Raw genomic sequence first — 25,644 nt, forward strand, 5'->3', positions numbered from 1 at the left:
ATATGACAGTTTCAACGGTAAACGACACCAGCGGCAATACCAGCACCTACGGCACGGGCAGCAGTGCAGCCGACCTCTCCGAGCAGTTTATGAAGCTGCTGGTTGCACAGATGCAAAACCAGGACCCGACTAACCCGATGGATAACAACCAGCTGACCTCCCAGCTGGCACAGTTCAATACCGCCGCGGGAGTGGAAAAACTCAACGCATCTGTCGGCAACGTTCAGGCGCTTATGGCGCAGTTGGGCAGTATGAGCGCCGCCTCCTGGGTTGGCCGTGGGGTACTGATCGAGGGCGATCCGAAAGTCGCCTTTGGTGACGCCACGCAGCCACTGGACGGGGAGGAGAAGCCATCAGACAGCTTTAGTTTCCTGTTATCGGGCGATGCAGAAACGGTCACCGTCACGCTGACGGATGATGAAGGCAATGCCTATACGGCGCAGCTGAAGGACGTGAAATCCGGTGTGAAGACTTACACCCTCGACGATCTGGAAAACTTCCAGCCGGAGCCGGGGCCGCCTCAGGACAGGGAATACACGCTCTCCTTTGAGGCGAAAAATCCGGAAGGCGATAACCCGGAAATATCCGGCCTGATTCAGGAGCAGGTGTCTGGCGTCACGATGACGGCCAACGGCGCGGTACTGCACCTGCTCAATCATGACCCCATCACCATGGGCGACGTGGTTGTTATCCAAAAATAGCGAATAATTTACTCTCTGGAACTTCAATATGAGCTTTTCACAAGGTCTTAGCGGCCTCAATGCAGCCGCCAAAGCGCTGGACGTGGTTGGAAACAATATCGCCAACTCCCAGACAGCAGGTTTTAAAGCAGGCTCCGTGGCCTTCGCCGACATCTTCGCCGGAACGACGGGTCTCGGGGTTCAGGTTGCGGGCGTGACCCAGAACTTCGGCGACGGTGGCCTCACGGCGGGCAATAGCTCGCTGGATATGGGCTTACAGGGAAAAGGATTTTTCCGCATGGTAAGCGAAGGTGGCACCGTCTATTACGGACGTAACGGCCAGTTTAAGCAGGATCAGAACGGCAATATCATCAACAGCACCAATGGCTTGTACCTGACCGGCTACCAGGCGACCGGTACGCCGCCGACAATCGCCCCTGGCGCACCGGTAGGACCCATTCGTATACCGACGGAAGACATGCCCCCCGCGGCGTCCACCGCCGGATCCCTTACGGGTAACCTGAAGTCAGATGACACCACCATCATCACCGACTCGTTCGATTATAGCGATCCGAAAACCTACAACTACCAGAGCCAGATTGAGGCGACCGACACGCTGGGCAATAAACACACCGTAAAGGTCTACTTCGTGCAGACCGCGGCAGGCGAGTGGAAAGCTTACGCGCGCGATGAAACCGCGCCCGGCACGCCTGATGTGACCTCCCTGGATTTAAAGTTCGATAGCAACGGCAATATGGACACGGCGGCGATGGCCAGTACCAAAATGACCATTAACGGGGCCGCGTTTAATGGCTCCGCGCCGCTGAGTATCGACATGGATCTTTCCAGCTTGACCCGCCGGGCCACCGATAGCCTCGTGAAAGTTGACACCATCGACGGTCAGGCCCCGGGTAAATATCAGAGCTTTGTTATTGGCGACAGCGGAGAAGTGGTCGCGACCTACAGTAACGGTCAGCGTCAGACCGTGGCACAAATCGTACTGGCTGATTTCGCCAACAGCGGTGGGCTGGCGGCTGAAGGTAATAACGTCTGGAGCGAAACGCCGCAGTCCGGCCAGCCTTTCCTTGGTACTTCCGGCTCCGGCAGCTTCGGTACGATTAACGGGAATATGCTTGAGCAGTCTAACGTCGATCTGGGTCAGGAGATGGTCAATATGATTGTCTACCAGCGTAACTACCAGTCGAATTCGCAAACCATCAAAACCCAGTCTGAGCTACTCCAGACGCTGGTTAACCTGCGATAAGGGCGGCGGATGGATCGCGCAATATATACCGCATTGAGTGCTGCCAACGCGGCGCTCAACCGCCAGGCCGTGACGTCGAACAATATGGCTAACAGCGCCACGGCGGGCTTTCGTGCTCAACTGGCCGCGTTTCGCGCTGTGCCGGTTGAGGGGCAGACCCTGAAAACTCGCGCGCTGGTAGCGGAATCGACGCCGTATAACGACGACACCATGGGACCGATTACCCACACCGGACGCAGTCTCGATGTTGCACTTCCGCAGAACGGCTGGCTGGCGGTAGCCTTGCCAGACGGTAGTGAAGGGTACACCCGTAACGGCGGCATTGAGATCGATCGGGATGGCGCATTGCAGGTTGGCGGGAAGCCGCTGATGGGCGATGGCGCACCGCTGGTGGTTCCTCCCCATTCGCAGATCACCATTGCGGAGGACGGTACCGTCTCTGCACTTGGCGCGGGTGATGAGCCAACGGCCGTCGTGCCGGTCGGAAGACTGAAAATGGTTAATGCTCCCATGAGCACCCTGCTCCACGGCGACGATGGGCTGTTTCGCCCGGCGGCGGGCAATGCGTTACCCCAGGATGACGCCATGCGTCTGAGTCCTGAATCCCTTGAGGGAAGTAACGTGAGCCCGGTGAAGGCCATGACGGAGATGATCGCCACCGCACGCAGCTTCGAGATGAACATGAAGGTGATCCGCACCGCGGATGAAAACGCGCAAAAGGCCAACCAGCTATTAAGCGTGGGCTAACCCGCGCAAGGAGTACAGATGATTCGGTCATTATGGATCGCAAAAACCGGTCTGGAAGCACAGCAGACCAATATGGACGTGATTTCAAACAACCTGGCGAACGTCAATACCAACGGCTTTAAGCGCCAGCGAGCGGTGTTCCAGGATTTGCTTTATCAAACCATGCGCCAGCCCGGTGCACAGGCTTCCGAACAGACAACGCTGCCAAGCGGCCTCCAGCTGGGTACCGGCGTGCGTCCGGTCTCTACCCAGCGCGTGCATACTCAGGGCGGCCTGAACATGACCGGCAACGATACCGATGTCGCTATCGAAGGCAAAGGCTTCTTCCAGGTGCAGTTGCCTGACGGCAGCACCGCGTACACCCGTGACGGACATTTCGATAAAAATGAAAACGGTCAGTTGGTAAACGCAGAAGGCCATCCCATTCTGCCGGGCGTCGTAGTACCGCAGGACGCCAAAGAGATGCAGATAAGCCCTGATGGTATCGTCAGCGTGACGCTCCCGGGTCAGGCTCAGCCGCAGCAGGTGGGGCAGTTGACCCTGGCGACCTTTGTCAACGATGCCGGTCTCGAAAGCATTGGCGGCAACCTCTATCGTGAAACGCAATCCTCCGGCGCACCGAATGAACTGAATCCGGGCCTTGAAGATGCGGGTACGCTCAAGCAGAAGTACATTGAGACGTCTAACGTCAACGTGGCTGAGGAGCTGGTCAATATGATCCAGGTCCAGCGCGCCTACGAGATCAACAGTAAGGCCGTTTCTGCATCCGATCAGATGTTGCAGAGGCTTACCCAGCTTTAATTTCCTCTCTCTTACCGCTCCGGGCGCAGGCTCGGGCGGATAGATGGTTTATCGACACGTAAATGAAAACACTTTTTACATACAGTCCAACAGGGCTATCGCGTCCTGCACTGCTGGCGGGCGTGCTGCTGCTAAGCGGCTGCGCGCATATTTTGCAAAAACCGCTCGTGGACGGACCAACGTCGGCAGAACCATTACCGATGGCACCGGTCACAACCGGCGGCTCGCTGTTCCAGGCAGGACAGGCCATGAACTATGGCTATCAGCCGATGTTTGAAGACCGCAGGCCGCGCAGCGTGGGCGACACGTTGACGATCCTGCTTCAGGAAAACGTTAGCGCCAGCAAGAGCTCCTCCGCCAGTGCCAACCGTAATGGATCGGCCGGAATGGGATTACTGGCCATGCCGGGCAGCTCGAACAGCTGGCTGGGTAACGGCAAAGCTGACTTTAACGCGGAGGGCAAAAGCGACTTCTCCGGCAAGGGCGGGGCGGCGGCGCGCAACACCTTTACCGGCACCATCACGGTGACGGTAAATAAACTCCTGCCGAACGGCAATTTACAGGTGGTTGGTGAGAAGCAGATAGCCATAAACCAGGGGACCGAGTTTATACGCTTCTCGGGTGTGGTGAACCCTCGCACCATCAGCGGGGCCAACACCGTGCCCTCAACTCAGGTGGCGGATGCGCGCATTGAGTATGTCGGCAACGGCTACATCAACGAAGCGCAGACGATGGGCTGGCTGCAACGCCTGTTCCTGAACCTTTCTCCTTTTTGATACGACGATGAATACAAAATCCATTCTGTTATTTCTCGGCCTGCTGCTCAGCATTCCGATGCTGTACACGCCGGCGCAGGCCGAGCGAATTCGCGATCTGGCCACGGTGCAGGGGGTGCGCTCCAACTCGCTAATGGGCTACGGGCTGGTGGTAGGGCTTGATGGCACGGGCGACCAGACGATGCAGGCGCCGTTTACGGGCCAGAGCCTCAATAATATGTTGTCCCAGCTTGGGATCACCGTACCGGCGGGCACCAACATGCAGCTGAAAAATATTGCCGCGGTGATGGTGACGGCCGAACTGCCGCCGTTCGCCCGCTCAGGGGATAAGATCGACATCGTGGTCTCTTCTCTGGGGAATGCGAAGAGCCTGCGTGGCGGTACGCTGCTGATGACGCCACTTAAAGGGGCGGACAACCAGATCTACGCGATGGCGCAGGGCAATGTGCTGATCTCCGGGGCTGGCGCGCAGGCTGGCGGCAGTCGCGTGCAGGTTAACCAGCTTAACGGCGGTCGCATTAGCGGTGGGGCGACGGTTGAACGCGAAGTCCCAAATGACTTCGCCACGCAAAACACGCTGCGCCTACAGCTTAACGAGTCAGATTTCTCGCTGGCGCAGCAGATCAGCGACGAGATTAATCGTCGCTATAGCGGTGGGGCGGCAATCCCTGAAGATGCCCGTACTGTACGTTTGTTTGCACCGCCGGATGGTCCTTCCCGGGTGCGTTTCCTCGCCAATATCCAGGATATTCCGCTGCGGGTGGGGATACAGGATGCGAAGGTCATTGTTAACTCTCGTACCGGCGCCGTGGTGATGAACCGCCATGTTTCCCTCGATGCCTGTGCCGTAGCTTATGGATCGCTGACGGTAGAGGTTACACAGAATAATGTTGTGAGCCAGCCGGATACTCCCCTCGGGGGAGGGCAGACCGTCGTGGTGCCACAAACCGATATCTCAGTACGCGACCGCGGCGGCTCGCTGCAAAGCGTGCGCAGCAGCACGGATCTGAACGCGGTGATCAGGGCACTCAATACGCTTGGCGCGACGCCAAATGAGCTGATGTCCATTTTGCAGTCAATGAAAAATGCAGGCTGCCTGCGTGCGAAGCTGGAGGTGGAGTGATGAATGCTTTCGATCGTCTGGATAAGCCAGCCTTTGACGTTCGCTCTCTCGACGCGCTAAAGCGCGATGCACGCCGCGCTGAACCCGGGGCGCTCAGGGCGGCGGCGCAGCAGATGGAGGGGATCTTCGTGCAGATGATGATGAAGAGCATGCGCGATGCCACCATCAAAGATGACCTCATGCACAGCCAGTCCACCGATATGTTTACCGCGATGCACGACCAGCAGGTGGCGCAAAATATTGCCGGGAGCGGACAGCTTGGGTTTGCGGATATGATTGTGCGCCAGTCAGGCGGGGAGATCGATAGCCCATCGGTGTCGACGCCCGGCAGCGGTCCGCTTAATTTGCCGGGACTTTCCTCCTCCGTCAGATCCGCCACCGGTCCGCTGGCGCCGTCTGCGTCGGTCTCCTTCAGCAAAGTAGCGCAGGGTGCTCAATCCTTTATTTCTCGTCTGCTGCGTCCAGCACAGATCGCCGCCAGGCAGAGCGGGGTTCATCCGCAACTGATCCTCGCGCAGGCGGCGCTGGAGTCAGGATGGGGGCAGCGTGAAATCCCCACCGCTGACGGCCGCCCCAGCCATAACCTGTTCGGTATTAAGGCCGGAGGTGACTGGCAAGGCAAGACCACAGAGGTGATGACCACCGAATACATCAACGGCGTGAAGCAAAAGATAAAGGCCTCGTTTCGCGTTTACGATTCCTATGAACATGCGCTCGCCGATTATACGAAGCTACTCACTAAGAACCCGCGCTATGCGGGCGTTGCGCATTCCCGTTCGCCGGAGCAGGCGGCCAAAGCGCTTCAGGCGGGGGGATACGCAACCGATCCTGCCTATGCGAAAAAACTGATCACCATTATTCAGAAAGTAAAAGGTGATATTAAGCAGGGTGTAGAAGCCTATAAAAACGACCTCGCGAAAATATTTTAAAAAAGTTTTTAGATAAATTCGCAATCACCGATGAATAAAGCAGAGCAATAATTTTGACCCTGCCCGAATATCGGGCTGGAAATAACGGAATATCCAGGTGCCTTATGAACAACCTCTTTAGTCTCGCGAAAAGTGGCCTTAGCGTAGCGCAATCCGCTCTTAGTGTGGTAGGCAGCAACCTGACCAATGGCATGAGCGATACCTATAGCCGCCGCAGCCTTGTGATTGGTGAGCTCGGTGGCATGACCACGGGAAACGGATTTTATGGCTACGGTGCGACGGTAACTGGCGTCGATCGCGCTTACGATGCTTTTGCCAACAAGCAGCTACGCGGCTCCGTCTCAAACTGGGCCTCGCTTAACGGCCGCATGGAGCAATTGAGCGACATTGATAATATGTTGGGCGATGAATCCGACAACGTCTCTGTCTCTATCAATAACCTGTTCAAGTCGATGGCGACGCTGAGCGCAACCCCAGATGACGGCCCGGCCCGTTCCGCAGTATTCAGCTCACTCGGCGTATTGACCCAGCGCTTCAATGACAGCGGCAAGCGCCTCACCGCGCTGGAAAAGAGCACCAACACCAATATCGAAACCAGCGTTAAAGAAATTAATAGCATCAGCGACCAGCTGGCAGAAGTGAATAAACAGCTGGAACGCGTACAGGCGCAGAACGGTACGCCGCCTGCGGACCTGCTGGATCAACGTGATGCATTACTGGAAAAACTGAGTGAGCAGATCGGTATAGATGTAACCGAGAATAGCGTATCTGGCCGCGTCGACGTAACGCTTCAGGATGGTCGCCCCCTTGTCTTTGGCGAAAACGCCAGCAAGCTACAGGCCACAGCGTCTGAAAGCGATCCTGACAGAATCGTTGTCTCTTACGTTGATAGCAACGGCACTACCACGCCAGTTAACGAAGCGAGCATTACCAAAGGCCGCCTGGCCGGGTTGTTTAAGTTCCGCAGCGAAGATCTTGAGATCGCTAAAAACGAGCTAAACCAGATCGCCTTTATGATGGCGAGCCGCATGAACGAGCAGCACCGTTTGGGTGAGACGCCAGCGGGTGTGCCGGGGGGCGATCTTTTCTCTCTGCCACCTATGAAGGCGGTGGCAAATGCAGGCAATGCCGGTGGGGGAACGCTCGACGCTATCAGCGTGACGGACTACACCAACGTAAAATCTGAAAATTACAGCATCGACTTTGATGGAACAAACTGGAACGTAATGGGGGAGGACGGACGCCTGGTGAAGCAGGTGCCGGCCGGTTCCGCCACGCTAGAGTTTGACGGCATTGAGATTGATCTCTCCGGTGTGACCGCAAGCGCCGGGGACAGTTTTTCCTTTAATCCTATGGCTGGGGCTGCGGAGGGTATTGGCCGCGCGATCAACAGCGCACAGGATTTTGCCGCAGCGGATGCCTCCGGGGGCGGGGTGGGAAATAATCTTAATCTGGAAGAGATGCTTAAGATCCAGAATGAGAAACTGATTGGCGGCAGCACGCTGACGGAGGCTTATTCAAGCCTGGTGGGGACCATTGGTTCTAACGCGCGGGCGGTAAAATCGGGCATTTCCTCGGCTGAGATCGACCTGCAAACTAAATATGATGCGAAGCAGGCGCTTTCAGGTGTGGATATGAACGAAGAAACCGTCAATATGCAGATGTTTATTCAATATTACCAGGCCAATGCGCAAATTCTACAGACCGCAACCACCATGTTTGATTCGCTGCTTTCGATTAAATAAGGAGCTATCCGATGCGATTAAGTACGCTGTATATGTTTAAACAGAGCGCCGAGAGCATGTCAAAGCGCGTGAGTGATAATAATAATATTTATCTTCAACTCTCTGCTGGAAAATCGTTGCTGCGAGCCTCGGATGATCCAAAGTCCGCTACCGATGCGGTAAATTATCAGGACGCACTGGCGAAGCTTGAGCTTTACAGCAACGTACGTTCAACGGTGCGGAGTTCACTTGAGCATGAAGATAATATCCTGAACGGTGTGGGCAATTTGCTGACCACCACCCTCACCGAAAAAATCGTAGCGGCGAAAACGGAAAGCTACTCTGATGAAGATCGTCGGGCGCTGGGTGCAGAGATTAAAGGTATTCGCGGCAATCTGATGGATCTCGCGAATAATCGCGACGGGAGCGGGCGCTATATTTTTGGCGGATTTAAAAGCGATACGGCGCCGTTTGACGATGCGGGTAACTATGTCGGCGGTGATACCGCTCGTCGACAAACCGTTGCCGATGGTACGGATATGCAGACGGGCCACCTGGGCAGCGATGTTTTCGGGGATATATTCTCTGTTCTTGATAAAGCGGTAGAAGAACTTTCTCGCGATCCCATCGACCGTGATGCGCTGAATGCTGCGTTGAGCGCCGCCAGCGAAGCGGTTTCCGGCGGCATCGATCGTCTGGGTAAGGCGCAGGCGGAACTGGGGACCAACCTTCAGCAACTGGACGCGCTTGATATGAGTGGCGACGTCATGATCAACGACACCATAACCAAGGTTCAGACGGCCATTGGCGCTGACTATAGCACGATGACCTCGCTCATTATGGATTCTAAAATGTCAGAATTTGCGCTGAACGCATCCATGATGGTATTTCAGTCAATGCAAAAAATGAATTTATTTAATAAATAACATTATCTTTCCATCTTATTTCTGAAAGTTTTAGCCGCATATTTATGTGCGGCTTATGAGGACCTATGTTAAATAAACTTAAAATCTATACCGTAATCAGCCTGATTATCGGCATGATCTCTTGCATGCTGTTTGGCGTTACGGCTTTTTCCGTTTATAACTCGGTGACGATTAATAAAAATTTTAAACGCGTTGTGGACGTTAATGACAGCAACGCCTACATGACTAACGCCGCATATAACATTAACTCGGTGGTAGCGAATACAAACGGGATGATGCTTCAGACGTCGCTGCATAAACCGCTGTCTCCAGAGATGATCAAACATACCCACAACCTGCTGAAAGAGGCGCGCAAGGAGATGGATGCTTTCGCGCAGGTGAAATTCAACAGCCTGGCAGAGACAAGGGCTGCTGAGGAGCTTCGCGCCAAATTTGACCTGGTTTATAACACCGTCCAAACCAAGCTCGGCTATCTTGAGCGACCGGAAGGATACCCGGGCTCGATGAACGGTGATATGGAACTGCGTACCGAGCTGCGTCAAAAAATTGAGAAGTATTCAGAAATCTCATCTGACCGGGGGTACGAATATGTATCAGTAGCTGAAAGCAGCTACAAGATGATGATTTGGGTAAGCGTGGTTATGATGGCTATCGCGATTTGCGTATTGTTAGCCGTTCGTTACTGGTTGCGTATTGCGCTGGTGCGCCGGATGGAAACTACCGTTGAGATGCTTCAGCGCGTAGCGGCAGGCGATCTGAGTCATGCCATAGAGACTGGCGCTGATAACGAAATTGGCAAAATGCTCAGGGAGCTTGAGAAGATGCGTGTCTCCCTGACCAACACCATTACCGGTATCCGTGAAGGGGTAGTGAATATCCATTCTAACGCCCAGGAGATTGCTCAGGGCAACAGCGACCTTTCCTCCCGTACCGAAGAACAGGCTGCGGCCCTTCAGGAGACGGCTGCCAGCATGGAGCAAATTAAAACCACCGTACGCCAGAATGCGGATAACGCACATGCGGCGCGCAGTCTGGCAGAAGGGGCAAGCATGAATGCCCAAAATGGCGGTGAGGTGATGGTAAACCTGGAAGCTATCATGGCGCAGATTACCGAAAGCTCCCGTCAGATTGCTGATATTAACGGCGTCATCGACAGTATCGCCAATCAGACCAACATTCTGGCCTTGAACGCAGCGGTTGAAGCCGCTCGAGCGGGAGAGCAGGGGCGTGGCTTTGCGGTAGTTGCGGAAGAAGTGCGTAACCTCGCCAAGCGCAGCGCCGATGCAGCGAAAGAGATTAATCAGCTGATTAATACCAGCGTTAACAATATTGATACAGGTTCGCGCCAGGTAAGCCAGGCGAGCGGCGTCATGCAGGACATCGTGACTTCGGTTGCTGAGGTGACGCAGATTATGGGCGAAATCAGTTCGGCCTCTGACGAGCAAAGTGCGGGTATCAATCAGATTTCGCAGGCCGTGAACGAGATGGATCTGGTGACTCAGCAGAACGCGGCGATGGTGGAAGAAGCGGCCATGGCGGCAGGCAAACTGGAATCTCAGTCGGACGAGCTTGAGCAGCTTGTTGCCCAGTTTACCCTGCGAGATGAAAAAGTTGAAAAACGTCATACGCCCGCGCCGGAAAAAATGACGTTGCGTCACGTTGAAAATGATAATGCGCAGTGGGAAACGTTCTGACATCTGCGGAAAGAGAATAATTGGCGTCAATAGTGCCGCCAATTATTCCTGTCAGGCAGCGCGATGATTAAATTAACAGAATGCGCATTTTTATAAAAGCTTATCGCACTTTTTGATTATGTGGTTTCAACTGATAATTGAGAATGTGAAGATTAGGTGGAAGAAATGCGTGGACGGTATATACACAGCTGAAGGGCTGGAGAATAAAACGGCATTGTGGTCAAAATACCATTTTATCGTCAGGCAAGAAGCGCTGCGTTTGCATAAGAGACTGCCTGCCAATGTCGAATTAGACGATCTCATTCAGGCGGGCTCCATGGGTTTTTTGAGTGCCATTGATAGCTTTGACCCTAAAAAAGGGGTGGCCCTTAATGCCTGGATCTCACAGCGTGTGAAATGGGCATTAATGGATGAGCTTCGGGAAAGTGATTGGGTTCCGCGGCGCGTGCGATCGCATTCGCGGGAAATTGTGTCACTTATTCAGCAGATCGAACAGGAAAAGGGGGGGGAAGCGACCGAAGCTGATATTGCTGAACGGATGGGCGTTTCGCTAAAGGAATTTCAGCAAATGCTGGCTGATAATAATAGCAGCCAGATGTACTCTATTGATGAGCTTCAGGAAAACTATTCAGACAGTTGGGAGAGTAATGACGGCGAAAATGCACAGCTTAATCCGTTAAATGAGGCCATTCAGGAAAACTTGATAGCCAACATTGCTGAGCATATCCGAATGATCCCCAAGCGTGAACAGCAGATATTGCAGTTTTATTATCAGCAGGATCTGAACATGAAAGAGATTGGATTAATTTTGGGCGTTACCGAAACGCGCGTTAGCCAGTTGCACAGTTTAGCGATAAAACGCTTACGAAGCAGAATGGATCGGTTAAGGAAAGAATAACATAGCGATAACATTAACAAGATTAACAATATTTCCTAAGTAAAGTTAATTACGTTGCGTGATAATTAAGAATGTTTAACAATGTGTATTTTTATAGGTAAATCATTTAGTTATGATAGTTTTCTGGTGCGCGTTGTTTTCTTAAAGCTTGCTAGGAAAATTCTTAATGAATATGATTTCGTCAGATTTGTGATGTAGCCATCCTTTGGCATTGAAAAGTTTTTCGATAATTTATTGAATCAGCTTGACTGAATTCAGCGATTATCAATGCCAAAAGACTCTCTGCATCGACCGGGTAAACATTTTGCCTTAACTATTTAGCCTTGTTTGTGGTTGAAAAACAGTGGGAGCTTTTTGTGTCCAATTTTGACGAGTATCTGCAAAACATTCACGATATTAATCTTTCTTATTTATTACTGGCGCAGCAGCTGATCAGACAGGACAAGTTTGCTGCCAGTTTTCGTCTCGGCTTATCCGAAGGCACGATTGATAATTTAAAAGAGTTGTCTTTACCACAGTTGATGAAACTGGCTGCGACCAATCAGTTGATTTGTCGTTTACGCGTCGATGACGAAGTGGTCATCGAAAATTTGACGAAAGATTCGCGTATTGAAGCTCTTCAGCAAATTCATACCGGCATCATTTTATCGACAAACTTACTTAATTCATTAAGCGAGTCCGATGCTGCTGTGACGGGAGAAGCATAAAATGTGCGAGAAAAGTTTATTGCAAGAAATTGAAGAGGTAAATATTGCCATGGGGTTAATTAACCTTGGGGCAAGAATGCAGGTTCTGGAATCTGAAACTTCTTTAAGTCGTCGGCGTTTACTGCGCTTGTATAAAGAGTTACGCGGCTGTCCGCCTCCAAAAGGGATGCTCCCTTTTTCTGAAGACTGGTTCATGTCATGGGAGCAGAATATTCACTCTTCCATGTTCTATAACATTTACCTTTATCTTCAGAAAACTGGGGGCGGGCGTCCTATTGAAATATTGATGAAAACCTACCGTCTTTATCTGGAGCAGTGTGGTTCTTGCTGCGACGATAAACCTGTCCTGGGGCTAACGCGTGCCTGGACATTATTACGCTTTATCGACTGCGGTATTATTTCCCGTAAGGCCTGTAGCGTTTGTTCCGGTGGTTTTGTGGTCACGACGGAATTCATCAAAAACCCGTTCACCTGTAGTTTGTGTAGCCCTCCTTCGCGGGCATTTAAGAAATCGCAGGTCAACCTCAGCGGAATCGCAGGCAATTATGCCACGCCGGAAATTATGACAGCCTGACGGATGTTCGATGGCAATGCACAGGATGGCGTTTTATTCGATGCCACGGCACTCGACATCGGTCAGCGAGTAAAAAGGAGAGAGTGTGTTAGTTATCTTTGGCTATCTTGTTGTTATTGCTACCGTATTTGGTGGGTTCGTACTGTCTGGTGGTAATCTGCTCGCGCTGTTCCAGCCTTTGGAATTGTTAATTATCGGCGGTGCCGGGGTCGGCGCTTTTATTGTTGGTAATAACATGAAATCCCTTAAGGCGACGGGTAAAGCTATCGTGAAGCTGTTCGTGGGGAAACGCTACAACAAAACGGTTTATATGGACCTGATGGCGCTTATGTTTTTGCTGCTGTCAAAAAGTCGTGTTCAGGGACTCATGTCACTTGAGAAAGACATTGAAGATCCGGCGGGCAGCGAAATTTTCAGCGCTTATCCTCGTCTGATGAGCGATCCGATGTTAAGCAACTTTATCCTCGATTACTTCCGCCTGATGATTGGCGGAAGTATGAACTCGCATGAAATCGAAGCGTTAATGGATGAGGAAATTGAAACCTGCGAAGAGGAGCTTGAGGTTCCGGCCCACAGTCTGAATACCGTCGGCGATGCCTTTCCGGCCTTTGGTATTGTGGCTGCCGTCATGGGGGTAGTGAACGCGCTCGGTGCCGCGGACCGACCCGCAGCCGAGCTCGGAATGCTGATTGGCCACGCGCTGGTGGGCACGTTCCTCGGAATTTTGATTGCCTACGGGTTTGTATTGCCGCTCGCAACCCTGCTGCGTCAGATGAGTTCCGATCAGGTCAAAATCCTTCAGTGTATAAAAGTCACGCTGCTCTCTAGTCTAAACGGCTATGCGCCACAAATTGCCGTGGAGTTTGGCCGAAAAACCATTTTTACCAGCGAACGGCCTTCCTTTGAGGAGCTTGAAGAGCATGTGCGGGAAGTGAAATCCAGCGCCAGCCTTAAGTCTAAGTCTGCGGATGCCACGGCATGAAAAACGATTCCCCGATAATCATTTCGCGCAAGCGAAAGAAGAAAAAGCATGCTCATCACGGTGGTACGTGGAAAATCGCCTACGCCGATTTTATGACCGCGATGATGGCGTTCTTCCTGGTAATGTGGCTGATTTCTCAGTCCAGCACGGTGCAGCGGGAGATGATCGCCGATTACTTCCGCATGCCGCTTAAGCCATCTATGGCCAATGGCGACAAAACCAGCCTGAGCGACAGCATCATCCCCGGCGGCGGTGACGATCTGATGAAGCAGGACGGAGAAGTGGCGAATCATAAGCGGGTACAGAGCGAGCGGCAGCGCTGGATGGAGAGCCTGAAACAGGCCAGAGATAAATTGCAGCAGATGATCGAAACCGATCCCCGGCTCAATAACTTTAAATCCAACATTATGCTGCGTCTTACCAACGACGGCCTGCTCATTCAGATCACCGACAGCCAGGATCGCCCGATGTTTAGAGTAGGCAGCGAGCTGCCGGAATCCTATATGAACGGCATTTTGCAGGCGCTTGTGCCGCTGTTGCAGGAGTTGCCCAATAAAATCAGTCTCACCGGCCATACCGACTCGCTTCCCTATGCGGGCGGCACCTCCGGATACAGTAACTGGGAACTTTCTTCCGGACGCGCCAACGCCGCGCGCCGCGTGCTGGTTAAAGCAGGTCTTGACGATGAGCGTTTTCTTCGCGTGATCGGCACGGGAAGCCGTATGCCTTTAGAAAACAGTGATCCCTCAAGTCCGGCGAATCGCCGTATTAGCATTTTGGTATTAAGTAAAACCAAAGAACAGGATATCCGTCTGGAAGACACGCGCATGCATCGCCCAGAAAACGTCCTGAACAACACTACGCAGCAGGAGGTAAGGGGGTATAGCGATGGACATGAATGATTTCACCGAGATCTTTTTTACCGAAGCGGAAGAGCTGCTGGCCGAGATGGAGAAGCATTTGCTGGAGATTGATGCCGCATCGCCGAATCCTGAACAGGTAAATGCCATTTTTCGCGCAGCGCATTCTTTGAAAGGCGGGGCAGGGACTTTTGGCTTTAATGCCCTGCAAGAGACCACGCATCTACTTGAGAACCTGTTTGACCAGGTGCGAGCCGGAGAACGCTCGCTTAACCGAACGACCGTTAATCTATTTCTGGAATGTAAAGACATTATGCAAGCGCAACTGGAAGCCTATCAGTCTTCGCAGGAACCTGATGAAGCGAGTTATCGCTATATTTGTGAAGCCCTGCGCAAGATTGCTCTGGAAGACAAACATGCCCAGACGGCAGTCGAGTTGCAAGACAAAGCCGCCACGCAGCAGGGGGCAGCTGATGGTGAGCCTTTACTCTGCGTGACGTTGAAGAAAATTCCTGAAAGCGAGCGGGCAATGCTTCAGGAAGAGTTATCCCACATGGGAGAGATTGTCGCTACGGAGAAGGCTGATGATGGCATGGTGGTTCAGCTGCGCACGAGCGCCTCTGCCGATGATATCTCCGCAGTGCTGTGTTTTGTGCTTGAAGAGTCGCAAATCCTTATCGAGCATGTCGTTCAACCAGCGTCGGTTGAAGTGACTTCTCCTGTTACGGACAAGGCTTCTGTAGTCGCGGACCATTCAGAACCGCCTTCACGACCTGCCGTGCCGGTGCCAGCCCGCAGTAATAGTCAGGAATCGGGCAGCATCCGCGTGGCGGTCAGTAAAGTCGATCAGATCATTAACCAGGTGGGTGAGCTCATCATCACCCAGGCGATGCTATCTCAGCTTTCCAAAAAACTTGATCCAGCGAGCTACGACATGCTCTCCAGCTGCGTGGCGCAAATGGAGCGTAATACACGCGAGCTTCAGTCATCAGTCATGTCAATTCGAATGATGCCAATGGATTATGTGTTTAGCCGCTTCCCGCGGCTGGTGCACGATCTGGGTTCACGCCTGAACAAAGAGGTAGAGCTAACTCTTCGTGGCGGCTCGGCCGAGCTGGATAAGAGCCTGATCGAACGCATTATCGACCCACTGACTCATCTGGTGCGTAACAGTCTCGATCACGGCATTGAGCAGAAAGAAGAACGTGCCCGTAAGGGGAAGTCGGTAGTGGGCAATCTTATCCTCTCGGCGGAACATCATGGCGGCAATATCATCATTGAGGTGACTGATGATGGTGCCGGACTGAACCGGGAGAAAATCCTCGCGAAAGCCCGCTCCCAGGGAATGAATATCAGCGACACCCTCAGCGATGAGGACGTATGGATGCTGATTTTCGCCGCGGGATTTTCCACCGCAGAAAGCGTGACGGATGTTTCCGGGCGCGGCGTGGGTATGGACGTGGTCCGTCGTAACATTATGGCCATGGGCGGCCATGTCGAAGTCCTTTCAAAGCCGGGAGAAGGCACGACGATACGCATTATTCTGCCGCTGACGCTGGCAATCCTTGATGGCATGCTGGTGAAAGTTGGACAGGAGATCTATGTTCTGCCGCTCGGCGCGGTAATGGAATCGCTGAGGCCCGGCGAGGATATGCTCTGCCGCTTCGTCGGGGAGGAACGTCTGCTGCAAATTCGTGGCGAATATCTTCCGCTGGTGATGCTGCGTCAGCGCCTATCGGTGCCCGGCGAGACCGCACCTGAAGATGGCATTGTGGTGATCGTCCAAAGCGCTGGATGCCGCTACGCCCTGTGGGTCGATCAGCTCATTGGTCAGCAACAGGTTGTGGTAAAAAACCTCGAACAGAACTATCGCAAAGTACCGGGCGTTTCAGCCGCGACCATTCTCGGTGATGGCAGCGTTGCGCTAATCCTCGACGTGGTTGAACTGTCGACGATGAACGGACAAAAGGAAAACCATGTCAGGCCGACGTTCGGCAAGCAAGGAGTAACAGCATGACCCAAACAACGACAAAGCCTGCGGGCGCGGACGCCATTGCGCAGGAGTATCTGGTTTTTCGTCTCGGTAACGAAGAATATGGGATCGACATTCTGAAGGTACAAGAGATACGTGGATGCGATAGCGTTACTCGTATCCCGAACGCGCCAGGTTTTATCACCGGCGTGACCAACCTGCGCGGTGTGATAGTGCCAATAGTTGACCTTCGCGTGCGCTTCAGTCTTCCTGACGTTCAGCAGGATGACAGTACGGTAGTGATCATCCTTAACCTCAATAATCGCGTTGTAGGAATCGTGGTAGACGGTGTGGTTGACGTGCTGTCGATGGACATGGATCAGATTAAACCGACGCCGGACTTCGCGTCCATGCTATCAAGCCGCTATCTTCTTGGGCTTGGCGTGATGGAAAACAGAATGATCATCCTGGTCAATATCGAAATGCTGCTCAGCCGTGAAGAGATGGATATGGTGGATTCGATGCTGGAAACTAGCCTGGCCTAGCCTGATATATACCCACCGCCATTATGAAATCCCCCTGCGATTGCAGGAGGGATTGATTAAGCATTCTATGACCGCAGGCGCTTACCGGTCTGGGCATCAAACAAGAACATTTTTTCCGCGTCTACGGTGAGGAAGACCTTCTGACCCACGTTGATATCCAGCTTTTCATGGGACACCACGATCAGCTCCTGATCGTTGATACGCACCCGGATCTCCTGTCCTTCCCCGGTCATTTCTATCAGCACGATTTCCGCTGGCATCCCTGACTCGCCGAGCCGGATATAGTGCGGTCGGGTGGCGCAGATGATCTCCATCCCTTCAATATGTGAGCGGAGGGGGCAGGGGAAGCGGTAGCCGTTGTTGAACACAATCTCGCCGTGCTGAATCACGCCTTTAAGGGTGTTAATTTCCGGCGTGCCGATAAAGCCCGCGACAAACAGGTTATCCGGGTTACGGTACAGCTCTTCCGGGGTGCCGACCTGCTCAATATGTCCGGCATTCAGCACCACAATCCTGTCCGCCATGGTCATCGCTTCCGTCTGATCGTGCGTCACGTAGATGGTGGTGCGACCCATCCGCTGGTGGATCTTACGAATTTCTCCGCGCATTTTATGGCGCAGTTTGGCGTCCAGGTTGGAGAGCGGTTCATCAAACAAAAAGGCCTTCGGGTCACGCACCAGCGCGCGTCCCATCGCCACGCGCTGACGCTGGCCGCCGGAAAGATCCCGCGGGAGGCGATCGAGCAGATGCGTCAGGCCGAGGATTTCCGCTGCCTCTTCCACGCGCGCCATCCGTTCCGCTTTTGAGACGCTGGCAAGCTTCAGGGCAAAACTCATGTTGTCCCGCACCTTCATGTGTGGATAGAGCGCATAGCTCTGGAACACCATGGCGATATCGCGTTTTTTGGCGGGCAGAGTGTTGACCACCTCGCCGTGCATCAGCAGTTCACCGGAGGTGATGTCTTCCAGACCCGCAATCATGCGCAGCAGGGTGGATTTCCCACACCCGGACGGGCCGACCAGCACAATAAATTCGCCTTCGTGAATGCTCAGCGAGATCCCTTTAATGATGCTGACGTTGCCGTAGGATTTACCGAGATTATTTAAAACGATTTGGCTCATGTTACTCTCCTCGCCCGGCGGTGTGGCCTGGCTGCAATAATGGCATGACGTGCTGGCGGTAAAGCGCCGCCGCAGCGAGATCCTGCTGGATAATGCTTTGTGCTGATTCGCTGAAGCGCAGCGCGGCCGTACGCAGATCCAGGCGGTTGGCGCTATCAATACCCGCCAGCACCTCAGGTTCGACAATGGCTTCCCCGTGCAGCGCGCCTAAAATCGCGCCGCTCATCACCCCGATAGAGTCGGTATCACGGCCTGAATTGATGGCGTCTTCCACCGCCCCGCGAAACTCGCCTTCGCGCAGCAGGCAGAAGGCCAGCGCCATTGGCAGTTCCTCAATCGACATCAGGCGCGAGGGCTGGTAGGCCATGGTCGGGACGCCCGCTTTTTCCGGGCCGTGCATCAGGTCATCTCCCATCGGTGAGAAGGGCAAAAGCGCATCGTGCAGGGCGTCAACGACCTGTTGATAATCCCATGCGGTTCCACGGTAGCGACGCGCGACGTCAAGCGTTGCCGCGATGGCCTGGCGGGTGCCGTCTTTAGCCAGTTTCAATGCGATGTTGGTGATAGCCTCAATGGTGATGCCAGGAATAAATGCCGCTGCAACGCAGGCGGCGAAGACCCCGGCGGCCTCCAGCCCATAGCTCTGCTGATGCCCCTGGGTGAAATTAATGGCTTCCTGTTAGCTGCCTCAGGGTTGCAGGCATTAATAGCTCCGATGGGGGCGGCATACATGGCTGCGCCGCAGTTCACCATATTGCCCACGCCGCCCTGGCGCGGATCGCAGGCGGCCAGTTGCAGACGATGGAAGATCCATTTTTCCGGATAAAACAGGCGCTCAATAACCAGCGCTTCCCGATCCAGTTCCGGCACCCAGCGCGGTTCCCAGGCAATCTTCCGCACAAAAGACTCCCCCATATCCCACGCATCAACGTGACGGCCCAGCTCGCTGTAAACCTCCATCAGGCAGAGCGTCATCAGCGTATCGTCGGTGATGATACCGTTGCCGCGTACGCGGTTGTTGCGCCGTGCGGACGGCTCGTCCATCCGGTGCCAGCGCTGGTGGATGGAGGTGACGCGGCCATATTTCTCCGCGATTTGCCGGGCGGAGAGTTTCTCAACCGGTCCGCCTAAGGCATCACCGAACGCCACGCCATACAGCATGCCCAGAATGCGGGACGTGAACGATAAATCAGCGGCTTGAGTAACGGTCATTTTAATTTTTCCTCTGCATATTCGGTCATGGCGTTTCCACCTGCGGCTTTCCAGGCGCTGACATACTGATCCCACTGATCAAATGACGCTTTGCCAGAGACAAACTGGTACGCCCACTGGTTATAAATACTGCTGGTTGAGTCGATGGCGGCGGCAAACGACGCCGGGAAGATAAAGGCGTTATCCGCCGTAAAATAACGTTGTGAATTGTCGATATAGCGCAGCATCGCAGGCGTCCGCCACTCCACCGGCGGCTTCCAGTTGGCGGCCTGGATAAACCGCGGATACCAGGCATTAATTTTTGGCGTCACGTTTATCGTGTTGCCCTTACGAACGTAGTGCGTGTTCTCGAAGCCCATCTGCTCCATCATTTGCCCTTCCGGGCTTGCCAGAAAATCGAGCAGGATCATCACTTCCTTTTTATGTTTCGAGAGCGAGGACATGGCAAAGCCGCGCGTTTCCATGGAAACATCTGTCGCCGCCAGCCCTTTACCTGCCGGGCCTTCGGGTGGGTCGAGCAGGGTGAGGGTGGCGTCAGGATGGATCTGGCGCATCTTTTCCTGGTACACGCCGACGTTGCCCGGCGATGAGACGGATACCACGCCAACCTTGCCGGTATAAAACTCATCCTCTTTTAGCTCCCAGTTGGTGGTGATGTACTGGGAGGAGAGCAGTCCTTTCTGATACAGCGAATGGTAGAACTCCAGCTTGCTCCGCTCCTGCGGGCTTATCTGGGCGTTGATCAGCTTGCCCTGATCGTCCTTGAGCCAGGTGGCGTGAATGCCAAACGCCGGGTTCATAAAACCGTCGAGATCGCGTAGGTCTTTCTCGGAGGTGATCCCCCAGCTATCCGTCTTACCGTCGCCGTTGTAGTCACCGGCGTGGATCGCATTGAACAGCGTGACGTACTCCGCCAGCGTTTTGGGTGATGCGCTGAATCCGCTCTTCTGTAACCAGTCCTCACGGATCACCGGCTGGCGCGCGCGCAGGGGAAAGACATACAGCAGGGTCGGATGGTTTTGCAGGCGAAGCTGGTTGTGCGGCCACAGCGCCTCTTTCAGATAGCGGGTTTGCGCAATCCACGGACGCCAGTCTTCAAGAATGCCCTGTTCGACCATCTTCTGGTCGCTGCCGTTGAAATAGATCAGATCAGGGATGGTGCCGGAGAGCAGCATCACGTTCAGCACGTCGGAGTAGCCGGAAGACGACAGGTTGACGATCTCAATGTGGATATCGTGTCCCTGGCGTGCCAGCGCCTGCTCAATTCGCTGAATATGCGCGACATCTTCGCGGTTGGTGGTCAGCAGATCTTTTTCCACAATCCGGATAGTGACCGGCTCGGCCCAGGCGGCCTGGCATAACAGCAGGCCGCAGGCGATTGCTGTGAATAATTTCATCGTCATCGCTCCTGTTAACCCTTCACCGCGCCGGACATGGTCCCTTTGGTGAAGAAGCGCAAAATAATCGGGTAGATGGCAATCAGCGGGGCGATGGTTAAGGTGATCATCCCGGCTTTCAGCGCCTTGATGCTGATCTGGCTGGCATCGGTGTAGTTCGACATGCTTTCGACGCCTACCATCGCCAGCTTATCGCCCTCGACGACAAACTGACGCAGCACCACCTGCAACGGCCATTTGTCCGGGTCGTTGAGGTACACCATGGCGCGGAAAAACTCGTTCCAGTGCAGCACCATGTAAAATAACGTGATCATGGCAATGGACGATTTGGCGACCGGCATAATGACGTACCACAGCGTCTGGAACGGATTCGCGCCATCGAGTTCGGCGGCTTCCAGCAGCTCCTCCGGGATCTCTTCGAACAGGCGAACCAGAATAATCAGGTACCAGGCGAAGACGGCGCGATACAGGATGACGGACCAGTAGCTGTTCAGTAGCCCCAGCTTTTTCATCACCAGAAAATCGGGGATGATGCCCGGCTCAAAGACGATGGTGAACAGGACAAACATAAACAGCCAGCGGCGTCCCGGCAGGCGTTTTTGCGCCAGCGCCCAGGCCAGCAGCACGGTGAAAACTACGTTGATGATGGTGCCCACCACGGTAATCAGCATCGCATTGCCAAACCCGCGCAGCACGGCTTCGTTGGTCAGCAGCAGCTTCCAGACGTCCAGCGAAAAGCCCTGCGGAATAATTTCCAGGCCGCTCATGCCGGGCACGTTTGCCGGGCTGGAGAAGGATATCGCCACCAGGTTGAGGATCGGTTGTAGCGTCACGACAACCAGCAGCATCAGTACCGAGAGAATGAGCACGTATTCGATGCGCTCAAAAGGGGTGCTTCGTGATGAGATGCGCATTACCAGACTCCTTTACCCGTCAGGCGTTTTGAAACGTTATGTGCCAGCACGATAAGGATCATGCCGATCACGCCTTTGAATAACCCTGCGGCGGTCGCCAGCGAGAACTCCCCGGTGCGCAGGCCCATGCGGTAGACGTAGGTGTCGATGATGTCTATCTGACCGTTCACCACGTCGTTGGTCATGTTGAAGACCTGATCAAAACCCTGGCTCAGGAACAGCCCGACGTTGAGGATAAACAGCGTGGCGATAGTCGGGGTGATAGCGGGCAGGGTGATGTGCCAGATTTTGCGCCAGCGCCCGGCACCATCCATTTCTGCCGCTTCATACAGCTGTGGATCGATGGCGAGGATCGCCGCGATGTAAAGTAATGAGTCCCAGCCCGCGCTGCGCCACATTTCAGTAAACACCAGCACCCAGCGGATAGAGCCGCTGTCGGTCATAAAGGGGATCGGATCGTAGCCCATCGATTTAATGATGTCGTTAACTGCGCCATCAACCGGCGAGAGCGTGGCAATCGCGATGCTGGCGATCACCACCCAGGAGAGATAGTGCGGCAGATAAATCACCGACTGGACAAATTTACGGTAACCGGACGAGCGCACTTCATTGAGCAAGAGCGCCACGATAATGGGAACCGGAAAAATAAAAATCAGCTTCATTGCGCCGATAATCACGGTGTTCTGTATCACCTGCCAGAAAACAGGGGATGACATCAGCGTGGCAAAATACTCCATTCCGACCCAGATATTCGGCGGGATAATACGGTACTGCTCAAAAGCAATTTTGGTTTCCCAAATGGGTAAATAGTGCCAGATAAAAAAATAGATAATCCCAGGCAGGGCCATTACGTAGAACGGCCACCACCGGCGTAACGTCTGGCGGCAACGTGCCATGCGGGATAGTGTTTGCTGGTGAAGCATGTTATTTACCTGCGGTATCGCGCCGCCGGGTTTAGATTCTGTCAGGGCTTTCATCGGACATACTCCCATTACTGAAATGGTTGTCGTGAATATAATCTGTGTTTGCAGAAATATGCGTGCGTTAAATTTTCTCGGTGAGAATGTTTTTATCGTTATATTGCGCGAGGCGGGTCAGGACATCTTTATATTCAGGCATATTTGATGCGCCTTCTTTTTCGACGGCCAAAGACGCGAAAGCACAGGCAAATTTTGCTGCCTGAATAATGGATTCCCCTTTCGCCATCGCGGCGGCGAATGCGCCGTTGAAGGCATCGCCAGCACCGGTGGTATCCACACATACGGCTTTCAGCGCCGGGATATGAATAAATTGCTCACCGTCATAAATAAGCGCGCCTTTCGCTCCCATGGTGATGATGACGTGACCTACCCCTTTCGCTTTAATGGCTCTGGCGGCTTCCTTCGCGCTGGCAAGATCCACAATATGAATGCCGGACAGCAATGAGGCCTCAGTCTCGTTTGGGGTCAGAAAGTCCACGTTCTTCAGGCAGCTAACCACATCAGATGACCAGGGGGCAGGGTTCAAAACCACCTTAATCCCGTTACGGCGGGCAATTTCAATGGCCCGAAAGGTAGCGGGTAGATTATTTTCCAGCTGGGTTAAAAAAATATCTGCGTTTTTCACTTCAGGGGTAATCGCTTCAACTTCATCGGCAGTAATGGACCGATTGGCCCCAGGGCTGATGGCAATCATATTTTCACCATCACTTTGACAAACATAAATAAGCGCGGTGCCGGTTTTCTGATCTTTATCCTGATAAAGCGTGAAGCTGTCGATAGCAGAAGATGAAAGATGTTCAAAGGCCATCTGACTAAACTGATCGTTACCCACCTTACCGACAAAATGGGTTTTAACATTGCATTTGCTTACGGCCAGCGCCTGATTGGCGCCTTTGCCGCCGGGGCCAATAATGGTATTTTCGGAGAAAATAGATTCTCCGCTTTGCGGGAAACGATCGACATTAGCAATAATATCAACGTTGAATGAACCCAGAATACAGACTTTACCTTTCATCTTTCGCCCTTTATGTCGGGATTTGATCGTTTTTCTTGACTGCGCGGAGTCAAAAAAATGAATGATATTGCTATCTAAATTATTGACTGATTGGGTATGAAAAATACGGCGTTTGATAATTGCCCCACCGTGGCATCGCTCAATGCCGCCTTCCTGCGCTAATAAGTTCAGGTCGCTGCGAATCGTTTCCCTGGTGACGTTAAATACTTTCGCAAGCTGATTCACCGTCGCCCGTTCGTACCTGTTAAGCCAGGTCAAAATTGCATAATGCCGTTCTTTATTGAGCATAAGGTCACCTCTGTAGTTATATTATTGTTTCCTTGTTGTTAATGTTTTGGTGTTGTTCACAGATCGTTCGACAAAACAAAAGGAAACGGAAATATATGAGGTGATAACTATTTAATATCAATTGGTTATGTTGATTGCGTGAAGGGGGGTTGGGCTTTGATTTGCAGTGCGGGGATTTCAACGATGGCATGGGCCATGACGCAACGTTAGATTTTTCTCGGGCGCTTTAGCACGCAGAACATTGGTGTAGGTCTGGGGGGCTGTGGCTGATCCGGCATGAACCGGAATACCTGAACGTATAGCGATAATCGCCGGACTAAGTCGAATGGCTCGGAGAACGACAGACACAAAAAAGCCCGCAGGGCTTGCGCCGTGCGGGCTTTCAGGACTTCATCGGATGACTCTGGTAATCACCGATGGAGAATTTTGGTGGAGCTGGCGGGAGTTGAACCCGCGTCCGAAATTTCTACATCCTCGGTACTACATGCTTAGTTTGTCTTTACATTCGCACGCCAGCTGCGGACAAACACGCCACTAACGAACTAGCCTGATTAGTTTTAACGCTTCAACCCCAGGCAGGGTTTCCACGCGATCTCTTTTGGGTTTGACCTCTCTTTGATCCCCGTCTTAAGAGCGGAAGCTAGGGAGAGAGGGCTCTTAGCAGGTTATTAAGCTGCTAAAGCGTAGTTTTCGTCGTTTGCGACTATTTTTTTGCGGCTTTTAACGAGGCAAACCGCCCCTCGGCATGCACCTTGGGTTTCGCAAATCCCGTCGAATCCAGAATCAGCCCCAATAGTGTTGAACTCAGTATACCAGATTTTACTTCCTCGACACCAGCCCGAAACGCTAACTTATTGAATAGTACAATAAGTGCGCAGAATCAACGTCCTGCGTTTTTCATGATACGTGCTTTGTCGAGCTGCCACTCGCGTGCTTTCAGGTCAGTGCGTTTGTCGTGCTGTTTCTTACCTTTCGCCACGCCGATTTTCACTTTGCACCAGGCATTTTTCCAGTACAAAGAGAGCGCCACCACGGTGAAGCCTTCGCGGTTGATGCGTCCGTAGAGGGATTCCAGTTCGCGCTTGTTCAGCAGCAGCTTACGGGTGCGGGTAGGATCGCAGACGTAATGTGAAGAGGCGACGGTCAGCGGCGTAAAGTTCGCGCCGAACAGGAAGGCCTCACCGTCTTTCAGGATCACGTAGCTGTCGCCGATATTGGCTTTCCCGGCACGCAGCGATTTTACTTCCCAGCCCTGCAACGCAAGGCCGGCCTCGAATTCTTCTTCGATGAAATACTCGTGGCGAGCACGCTTGTTAAGCGCAATGGTCGCCGAACCAGGTTTATGTGCTTTTTTCTTCGTCATAAGTGTCGTAAAGCCGTCGGTAATCTGATTTTAAAAAGTCACCTCATTGCGTCCTGTGAGGTCTAACGCGCTATCTTAGCACGAGATAAGGCTTAGCGTTTTTTTAACAGGTGATAAATGTTATTATTTGTCTGTTGTGTGACCATGGAAAA

At 53.2% G+C, this 25,644-nt stretch carries 25 protein-coding genes and 1 other RNA gene; 17 read left to right on the forward strand and 9 right to left on the reverse strand.

The genetic code is table 11. From position 1 onward, the window contains the following. Positions 1–2: 2 nt before the first annotated feature. The 17 genes from INF61_RS16880 (at position 3) to INF61_RS16960 (ending at position 17,202) form a co-directional block, all read left to right on the forward strand. Complete coding sequence (locus INF61_RS16880) at positions 3–701, forward strand: flagellar hook assembly protein FlgD (protein WP_015571598.1); 699 nt, start codon at positions 3–5, stop codon at positions 699–701. A gap of 28 nt (positions 702–729) precedes the next feature. After that, a complete protein-coding gene (gene flgE / locus INF61_RS16885) occupies positions 730–1,944 on the forward strand; it encodes a flagellar hook protein FlgE (RefSeq protein WP_193547935.1) in 1,215 nt (404 codons plus the stop codon). A 9-nt stretch (positions 1,945–1,953) separates the two neighbouring features. Next, positions 1,954–2,691 carry a flagellar basal body rod protein FlgF gene (locus tag INF61_RS16890; protein WP_017692829.1) on the forward strand — a complete coding sequence of 246 codons (738 nt, stop codon included), beginning with the start codon at positions 1,954–1,956 and terminating at the stop codon, positions 2,689–2,691. A gap of 18 nt (positions 2,692–2,709) precedes the next feature. Then, positions 2,710–3,492, forward strand: coding sequence for a flagellar basal-body rod protein FlgG (gene flgG / locus INF61_RS16895; protein WP_015571595.1), 783 nt, complete (start codon positions 2,710–2,712; stop codon positions 3,490–3,492). A 62-nt stretch (positions 3,493–3,554) separates the two neighbouring features. Next, positions 3,555–4,268, forward strand: coding sequence for a flagellar basal body L-ring protein FlgH (locus INF61_RS16900; RefSeq protein WP_015571594.1), 714 nt, complete (start codon positions 3,555–3,557; stop codon positions 4,266–4,268). Positions 4,269–4,326: 58 nt separating this feature from the next. Further along, entirely contained in the window at positions 4,327–5,391 is a 1,065-nt protein-coding gene (locus INF61_RS16905) for a flagellar basal body P-ring protein FlgI (protein WP_045324746.1), read from the forward strand. After that, positions 5,391–6,320 carry a flagellar assembly peptidoglycan hydrolase FlgJ gene (gene flgJ / locus INF61_RS16910; protein WP_045349520.1) on the forward strand — a complete coding sequence of 310 codons (930 nt, stop codon included), beginning with the start codon at positions 5,391–5,393 and terminating at the stop codon, positions 6,318–6,320. The genes INF61_RS16905 and flgJ overlap by 1 nt, the downstream gene beginning before the upstream one ends. Positions 6,321–6,424: 104 nt before the next feature. Continuing rightward, entirely contained in the window at positions 6,425–8,065 is a 1,641-nt protein-coding gene (gene flgK / locus INF61_RS16915; RefSeq protein ID WP_017692832.1) for a flagellar hook-associated protein FlgK, read from the forward strand. Positions 8,066–8,076: 11 nt separating this feature from the next. Next, entirely contained in the window at positions 8,077–8,970 is an 894-nt protein-coding gene (gene flgL / locus INF61_RS16920) for a flagellar hook-associated protein FlgL (protein WP_017692833.1), read from the forward strand. A gap of 65 nt (positions 8,971–9,035) precedes the next feature. Then, positions 9,036–10,664 (forward strand): methyl-accepting chemotaxis protein, encoded by a 1,629-nt coding sequence (locus INF61_RS16925; RefSeq protein ID WP_032649212.1) that lies wholly within the window; start codon positions 9,036–9,038, stop codon positions 10,662–10,664. A gap of 169 nt (positions 10,665–10,833) precedes the next feature. Further along, positions 10,834–11,562, forward strand: coding sequence for an RNA polymerase sigma factor FliA (fliA, locus tag INF61_RS16930; RefSeq protein WP_026094273.1), 729 nt, complete (start codon positions 10,834–10,836; stop codon positions 11,560–11,562). A gap of 356 nt (positions 11,563–11,918) precedes the next feature. Continuing rightward, positions 11,919–12,269 (forward strand): flagellar transcriptional regulator FlhD, encoded by a 351-nt coding sequence (flhD, locus tag INF61_RS16935; protein ID WP_023295279.1) that lies wholly within the window; start codon positions 11,919–11,921, stop codon positions 12,267–12,269. Between the two features lies 1 nt (position 12,270). Beyond that, positions 12,271–12,843 carry a flagellar transcriptional regulator FlhC gene (flhC, locus tag INF61_RS16940; protein WP_015571589.1) on the forward strand — a complete coding sequence of 191 codons (573 nt, stop codon included), beginning with the start codon at positions 12,271–12,273 and terminating at the stop codon, positions 12,841–12,843. An 85-nt stretch (positions 12,844–12,928) separates the two neighbouring features. After that, a complete protein-coding gene (gene motA, locus INF61_RS16945; protein ID WP_017692837.1) occupies positions 12,929–13,825 on the forward strand; it encodes a flagellar motor stator protein MotA in 897 nt (298 codons plus the stop codon). Beyond that, positions 13,822–14,727, forward strand: coding sequence for a flagellar motor protein MotB (motB, locus tag INF61_RS16950; RefSeq protein ID WP_017692838.1), 906 nt, complete (start codon positions 13,822–13,824; stop codon positions 14,725–14,727). Before motA ends, motB begins: the two co-directional genes overlap by 4 nt. Next, a complete protein-coding gene (gene cheA, locus INF61_RS16955; RefSeq protein WP_193361052.1) occupies positions 14,714–16,702 on the forward strand; it encodes a chemotaxis protein CheA in 1,989 nt (662 codons plus the stop codon). Before motB ends, cheA begins: the two co-directional genes overlap by 14 nt. After that, positions 16,699–17,202, forward strand: a complete 504-nt coding sequence (locus tag INF61_RS16960; RefSeq protein WP_015571587.1) for a chemotaxis protein CheW — start codon at positions 16,699–16,701, stop codon at positions 17,200–17,202. The genes cheA and INF61_RS16960 overlap by 4 nt, the downstream gene beginning before the upstream one ends. A gap of 65 nt (positions 17,203–17,267) precedes the next feature. Here INF61_RS16960 and INF61_RS16965 read toward each other — a convergent pair whose 3' ends face one another. The 9 genes from INF61_RS16965 to smpB form a co-directional block, all read right to left on the reverse strand. Beyond that, positions 17,268–18,323, reverse strand: a complete 1,056-nt coding sequence (locus INF61_RS16965; RefSeq protein ID WP_193547936.1) for a sn-glycerol-3-phosphate ABC transporter ATP-binding protein UgpC — start codon at positions 18,321–18,323, stop codon at positions 17,268–17,270. Between the two features lies 1 nt (position 18,324). Continuing rightward, on the reverse strand, positions 18,325–18,957 hold the full coding sequence (locus INF61_RS23035) for an ADP-ribosylglycohydrolase family protein (RefSeq protein ID WP_255510106.1): 633 nt from the start codon (positions 18,955–18,957) through the stop codon (positions 18,325–18,327). Then, positions 18,870–19,535, reverse strand: a complete 666-nt coding sequence (locus INF61_RS23040) for an ADP-ribosylglycohydrolase family protein (protein WP_255510104.1) — start codon at positions 19,533–19,535, stop codon at positions 18,870–18,872. Before INF61_RS23040 ends, INF61_RS23035 begins: the two co-directional genes overlap by 88 nt. Beyond that, a complete protein-coding gene (locus tag INF61_RS16975) occupies positions 19,532–20,932 on the reverse strand; it encodes an extracellular solute-binding protein (RefSeq protein ID WP_040118006.1) in 1,401 nt (466 codons plus the stop codon). Before INF61_RS16975 ends, INF61_RS23040 begins: the two co-directional genes overlap by 4 nt. Before the next feature lie 14 nt (positions 20,933–20,946). Further along, positions 20,947–21,846: a carbohydrate ABC transporter permease gene (locus INF61_RS16980; protein WP_017692842.1), complete on the reverse strand. Its 900-nt coding sequence runs from the start codon at positions 21,844–21,846 to the stop codon at positions 20,947–20,949. Continuing rightward, positions 21,846–22,769, reverse strand: coding sequence for a sugar ABC transporter permease (locus tag INF61_RS16985; RefSeq protein ID WP_227413505.1), 924 nt, complete (start codon positions 22,767–22,769; stop codon positions 21,846–21,848). Before INF61_RS16985 ends, INF61_RS16980 begins: the two co-directional genes overlap by 1 nt. 121 nt (positions 22,770–22,890) lie before the next feature. Further along, the gene (gene rbsK / locus INF61_RS16990; RefSeq protein WP_032649197.1) at positions 22,891–24,129 is read right to left on the reverse strand and encodes a ribokinase; all 1,239 of its coding nucleotides are present in this window, start codon (positions 24,127–24,129) and stop codon (positions 22,891–22,893) included. A 427-nt stretch (positions 24,130–24,556) separates the two neighbouring features. Beyond that, positions 24,557–24,920: a transfer-messenger RNA gene (gene ssrA / locus INF61_RS16995) on the reverse strand. A gap of 89 nt (positions 24,921–25,009) precedes the next feature. After that, positions 25,010–25,492: an SsrA-binding protein SmpB gene (smpB, locus tag INF61_RS17000; RefSeq protein WP_003863115.1), complete on the reverse strand. Its 483-nt coding sequence runs from the start codon at positions 25,490–25,492 to the stop codon at positions 25,010–25,012. Positions 25,493–25,644 lie beyond the last annotated feature (152 nt).

Origin of the sequence: Enterobacter cloacae complex sp. P18RS (genome assembly GCF_014982105.1) — a bacterium.
Classification (GTDB): Bacteria; Pseudomonadota; Gammaproteobacteria; order Enterobacterales; family Enterobacteriaceae; genus Enterobacter; species Enterobacter hormaechei_C.

Bases quoted from the DNA above. Each gene is read 5' to 3' on its own strand.
- INF61_RS16880 (WP_015571598.1), top strand. From the start codon at position 3: ATGACAGTTTCAACGGTAAACGACACCAGCGGCAATACCAGCACCTAC.
- flgE (WP_193547935.1), top strand. From the start codon at position 730: ATGAGCTTTTCACAAGGTCTTAGCGGCCTCAATGCAGCCGCCAAAGCG.
- INF61_RS16890 (WP_017692829.1), top strand. From the start codon at position 1,954: ATGGATCGCGCAATATATACCGCATTGAGTGCTGCCAACGCGGCGCTC.
- flgG (WP_015571595.1), top strand. From the start codon at position 2,710: ATGATTCGGTCATTATGGATCGCAAAAACCGGTCTGGAAGCACAGCAG.
- INF61_RS16900 (WP_015571594.1), top strand. From the start codon at position 3,555: ATGAAAACACTTTTTACATACAGTCCAACAGGGCTATCGCGTCCTGCA.
- INF61_RS16905 (WP_045324746.1), top strand. From the start codon at position 4,327: ATGCTGTACACGCCGGCGCAGGCCGAGCGAATTCGCGATCTGGCCACG.
- flgJ (WP_045349520.1), top strand. From the start codon at position 5,391: ATGAATGCTTTCGATCGTCTGGATAAGCCAGCCTTTGACGTTCGCTCT.
- flgK (WP_017692832.1), top strand. From the start codon at position 6,425: ATGAACAACCTCTTTAGTCTCGCGAAAAGTGGCCTTAGCGTAGCGCAA.
- flgL (WP_017692833.1), top strand. From the start codon at position 8,077: ATGCGATTAAGTACGCTGTATATGTTTAAACAGAGCGCCGAGAGCATG.
- INF61_RS16925 (WP_032649212.1), top strand. From the start codon at position 9,036: ATGTTAAATAAACTTAAAATCTATACCGTAATCAGCCTGATTATCGGC.
- flhC (WP_015571589.1), top strand. From the start codon at position 12,271: ATGTGCGAGAAAAGTTTATTGCAAGAAATTGAAGAGGTAAATATTGCC.
- motB (WP_017692838.1), top strand. From the start codon at position 13,822: ATGAAAAACGATTCCCCGATAATCATTTCGCGCAAGCGAAAGAAGAAA.
- cheA (WP_193361052.1), top strand. From the start codon at position 14,714: ATGGACATGAATGATTTCACCGAGATCTTTTTTACCGAAGCGGAAGAG.
- INF61_RS16960 (WP_015571587.1), top strand. From the start codon at position 16,699: ATGACCCAAACAACGACAAAGCCTGCGGGCGCGGACGCCATTGCGCAG.
- INF61_RS16965 (WP_193547936.1), bottom strand. From the start codon at position 18,323: ATGAGCCAAATCGTTTTAAATAATCTCGGTAAATCCTACGGCAACGTC.
- INF61_RS23040 (WP_255510104.1), bottom strand. From the start codon at position 19,535: ATGACCGTTACTCAAGCCGCTGATTTATCGTTCACGTCCCGCATTCTG.
- INF61_RS16975 (WP_040118006.1), bottom strand. From the start codon at position 20,932: ATGAAATTATTCACAGCAATCGCCTGCGGCCTGCTGTTATGCCAGGCC.
- INF61_RS16980 (WP_017692842.1), bottom strand. From the start codon at position 21,846: ATGCGCATCTCATCACGAAGCACCCCTTTTGAGCGCATCGAATACGTG.
- INF61_RS16985 (WP_227413505.1), bottom strand. From the start codon at position 22,769: ATGCTTCACCAGCAAACACTATCCCGCATGGCACGTTGCCGCCAGACG.
- rbsK (WP_032649197.1), bottom strand. From the start codon at position 24,129: ATGCTCAATAAAGAACGGCATTATGCAATTTTGACCTGGCTTAACAGG.
- smpB (WP_003863115.1), bottom strand. From the start codon at position 25,492: ATGACGAAGAAAAAAGCACATAAACCTGGTTCGGCGACCATTGCGCTT.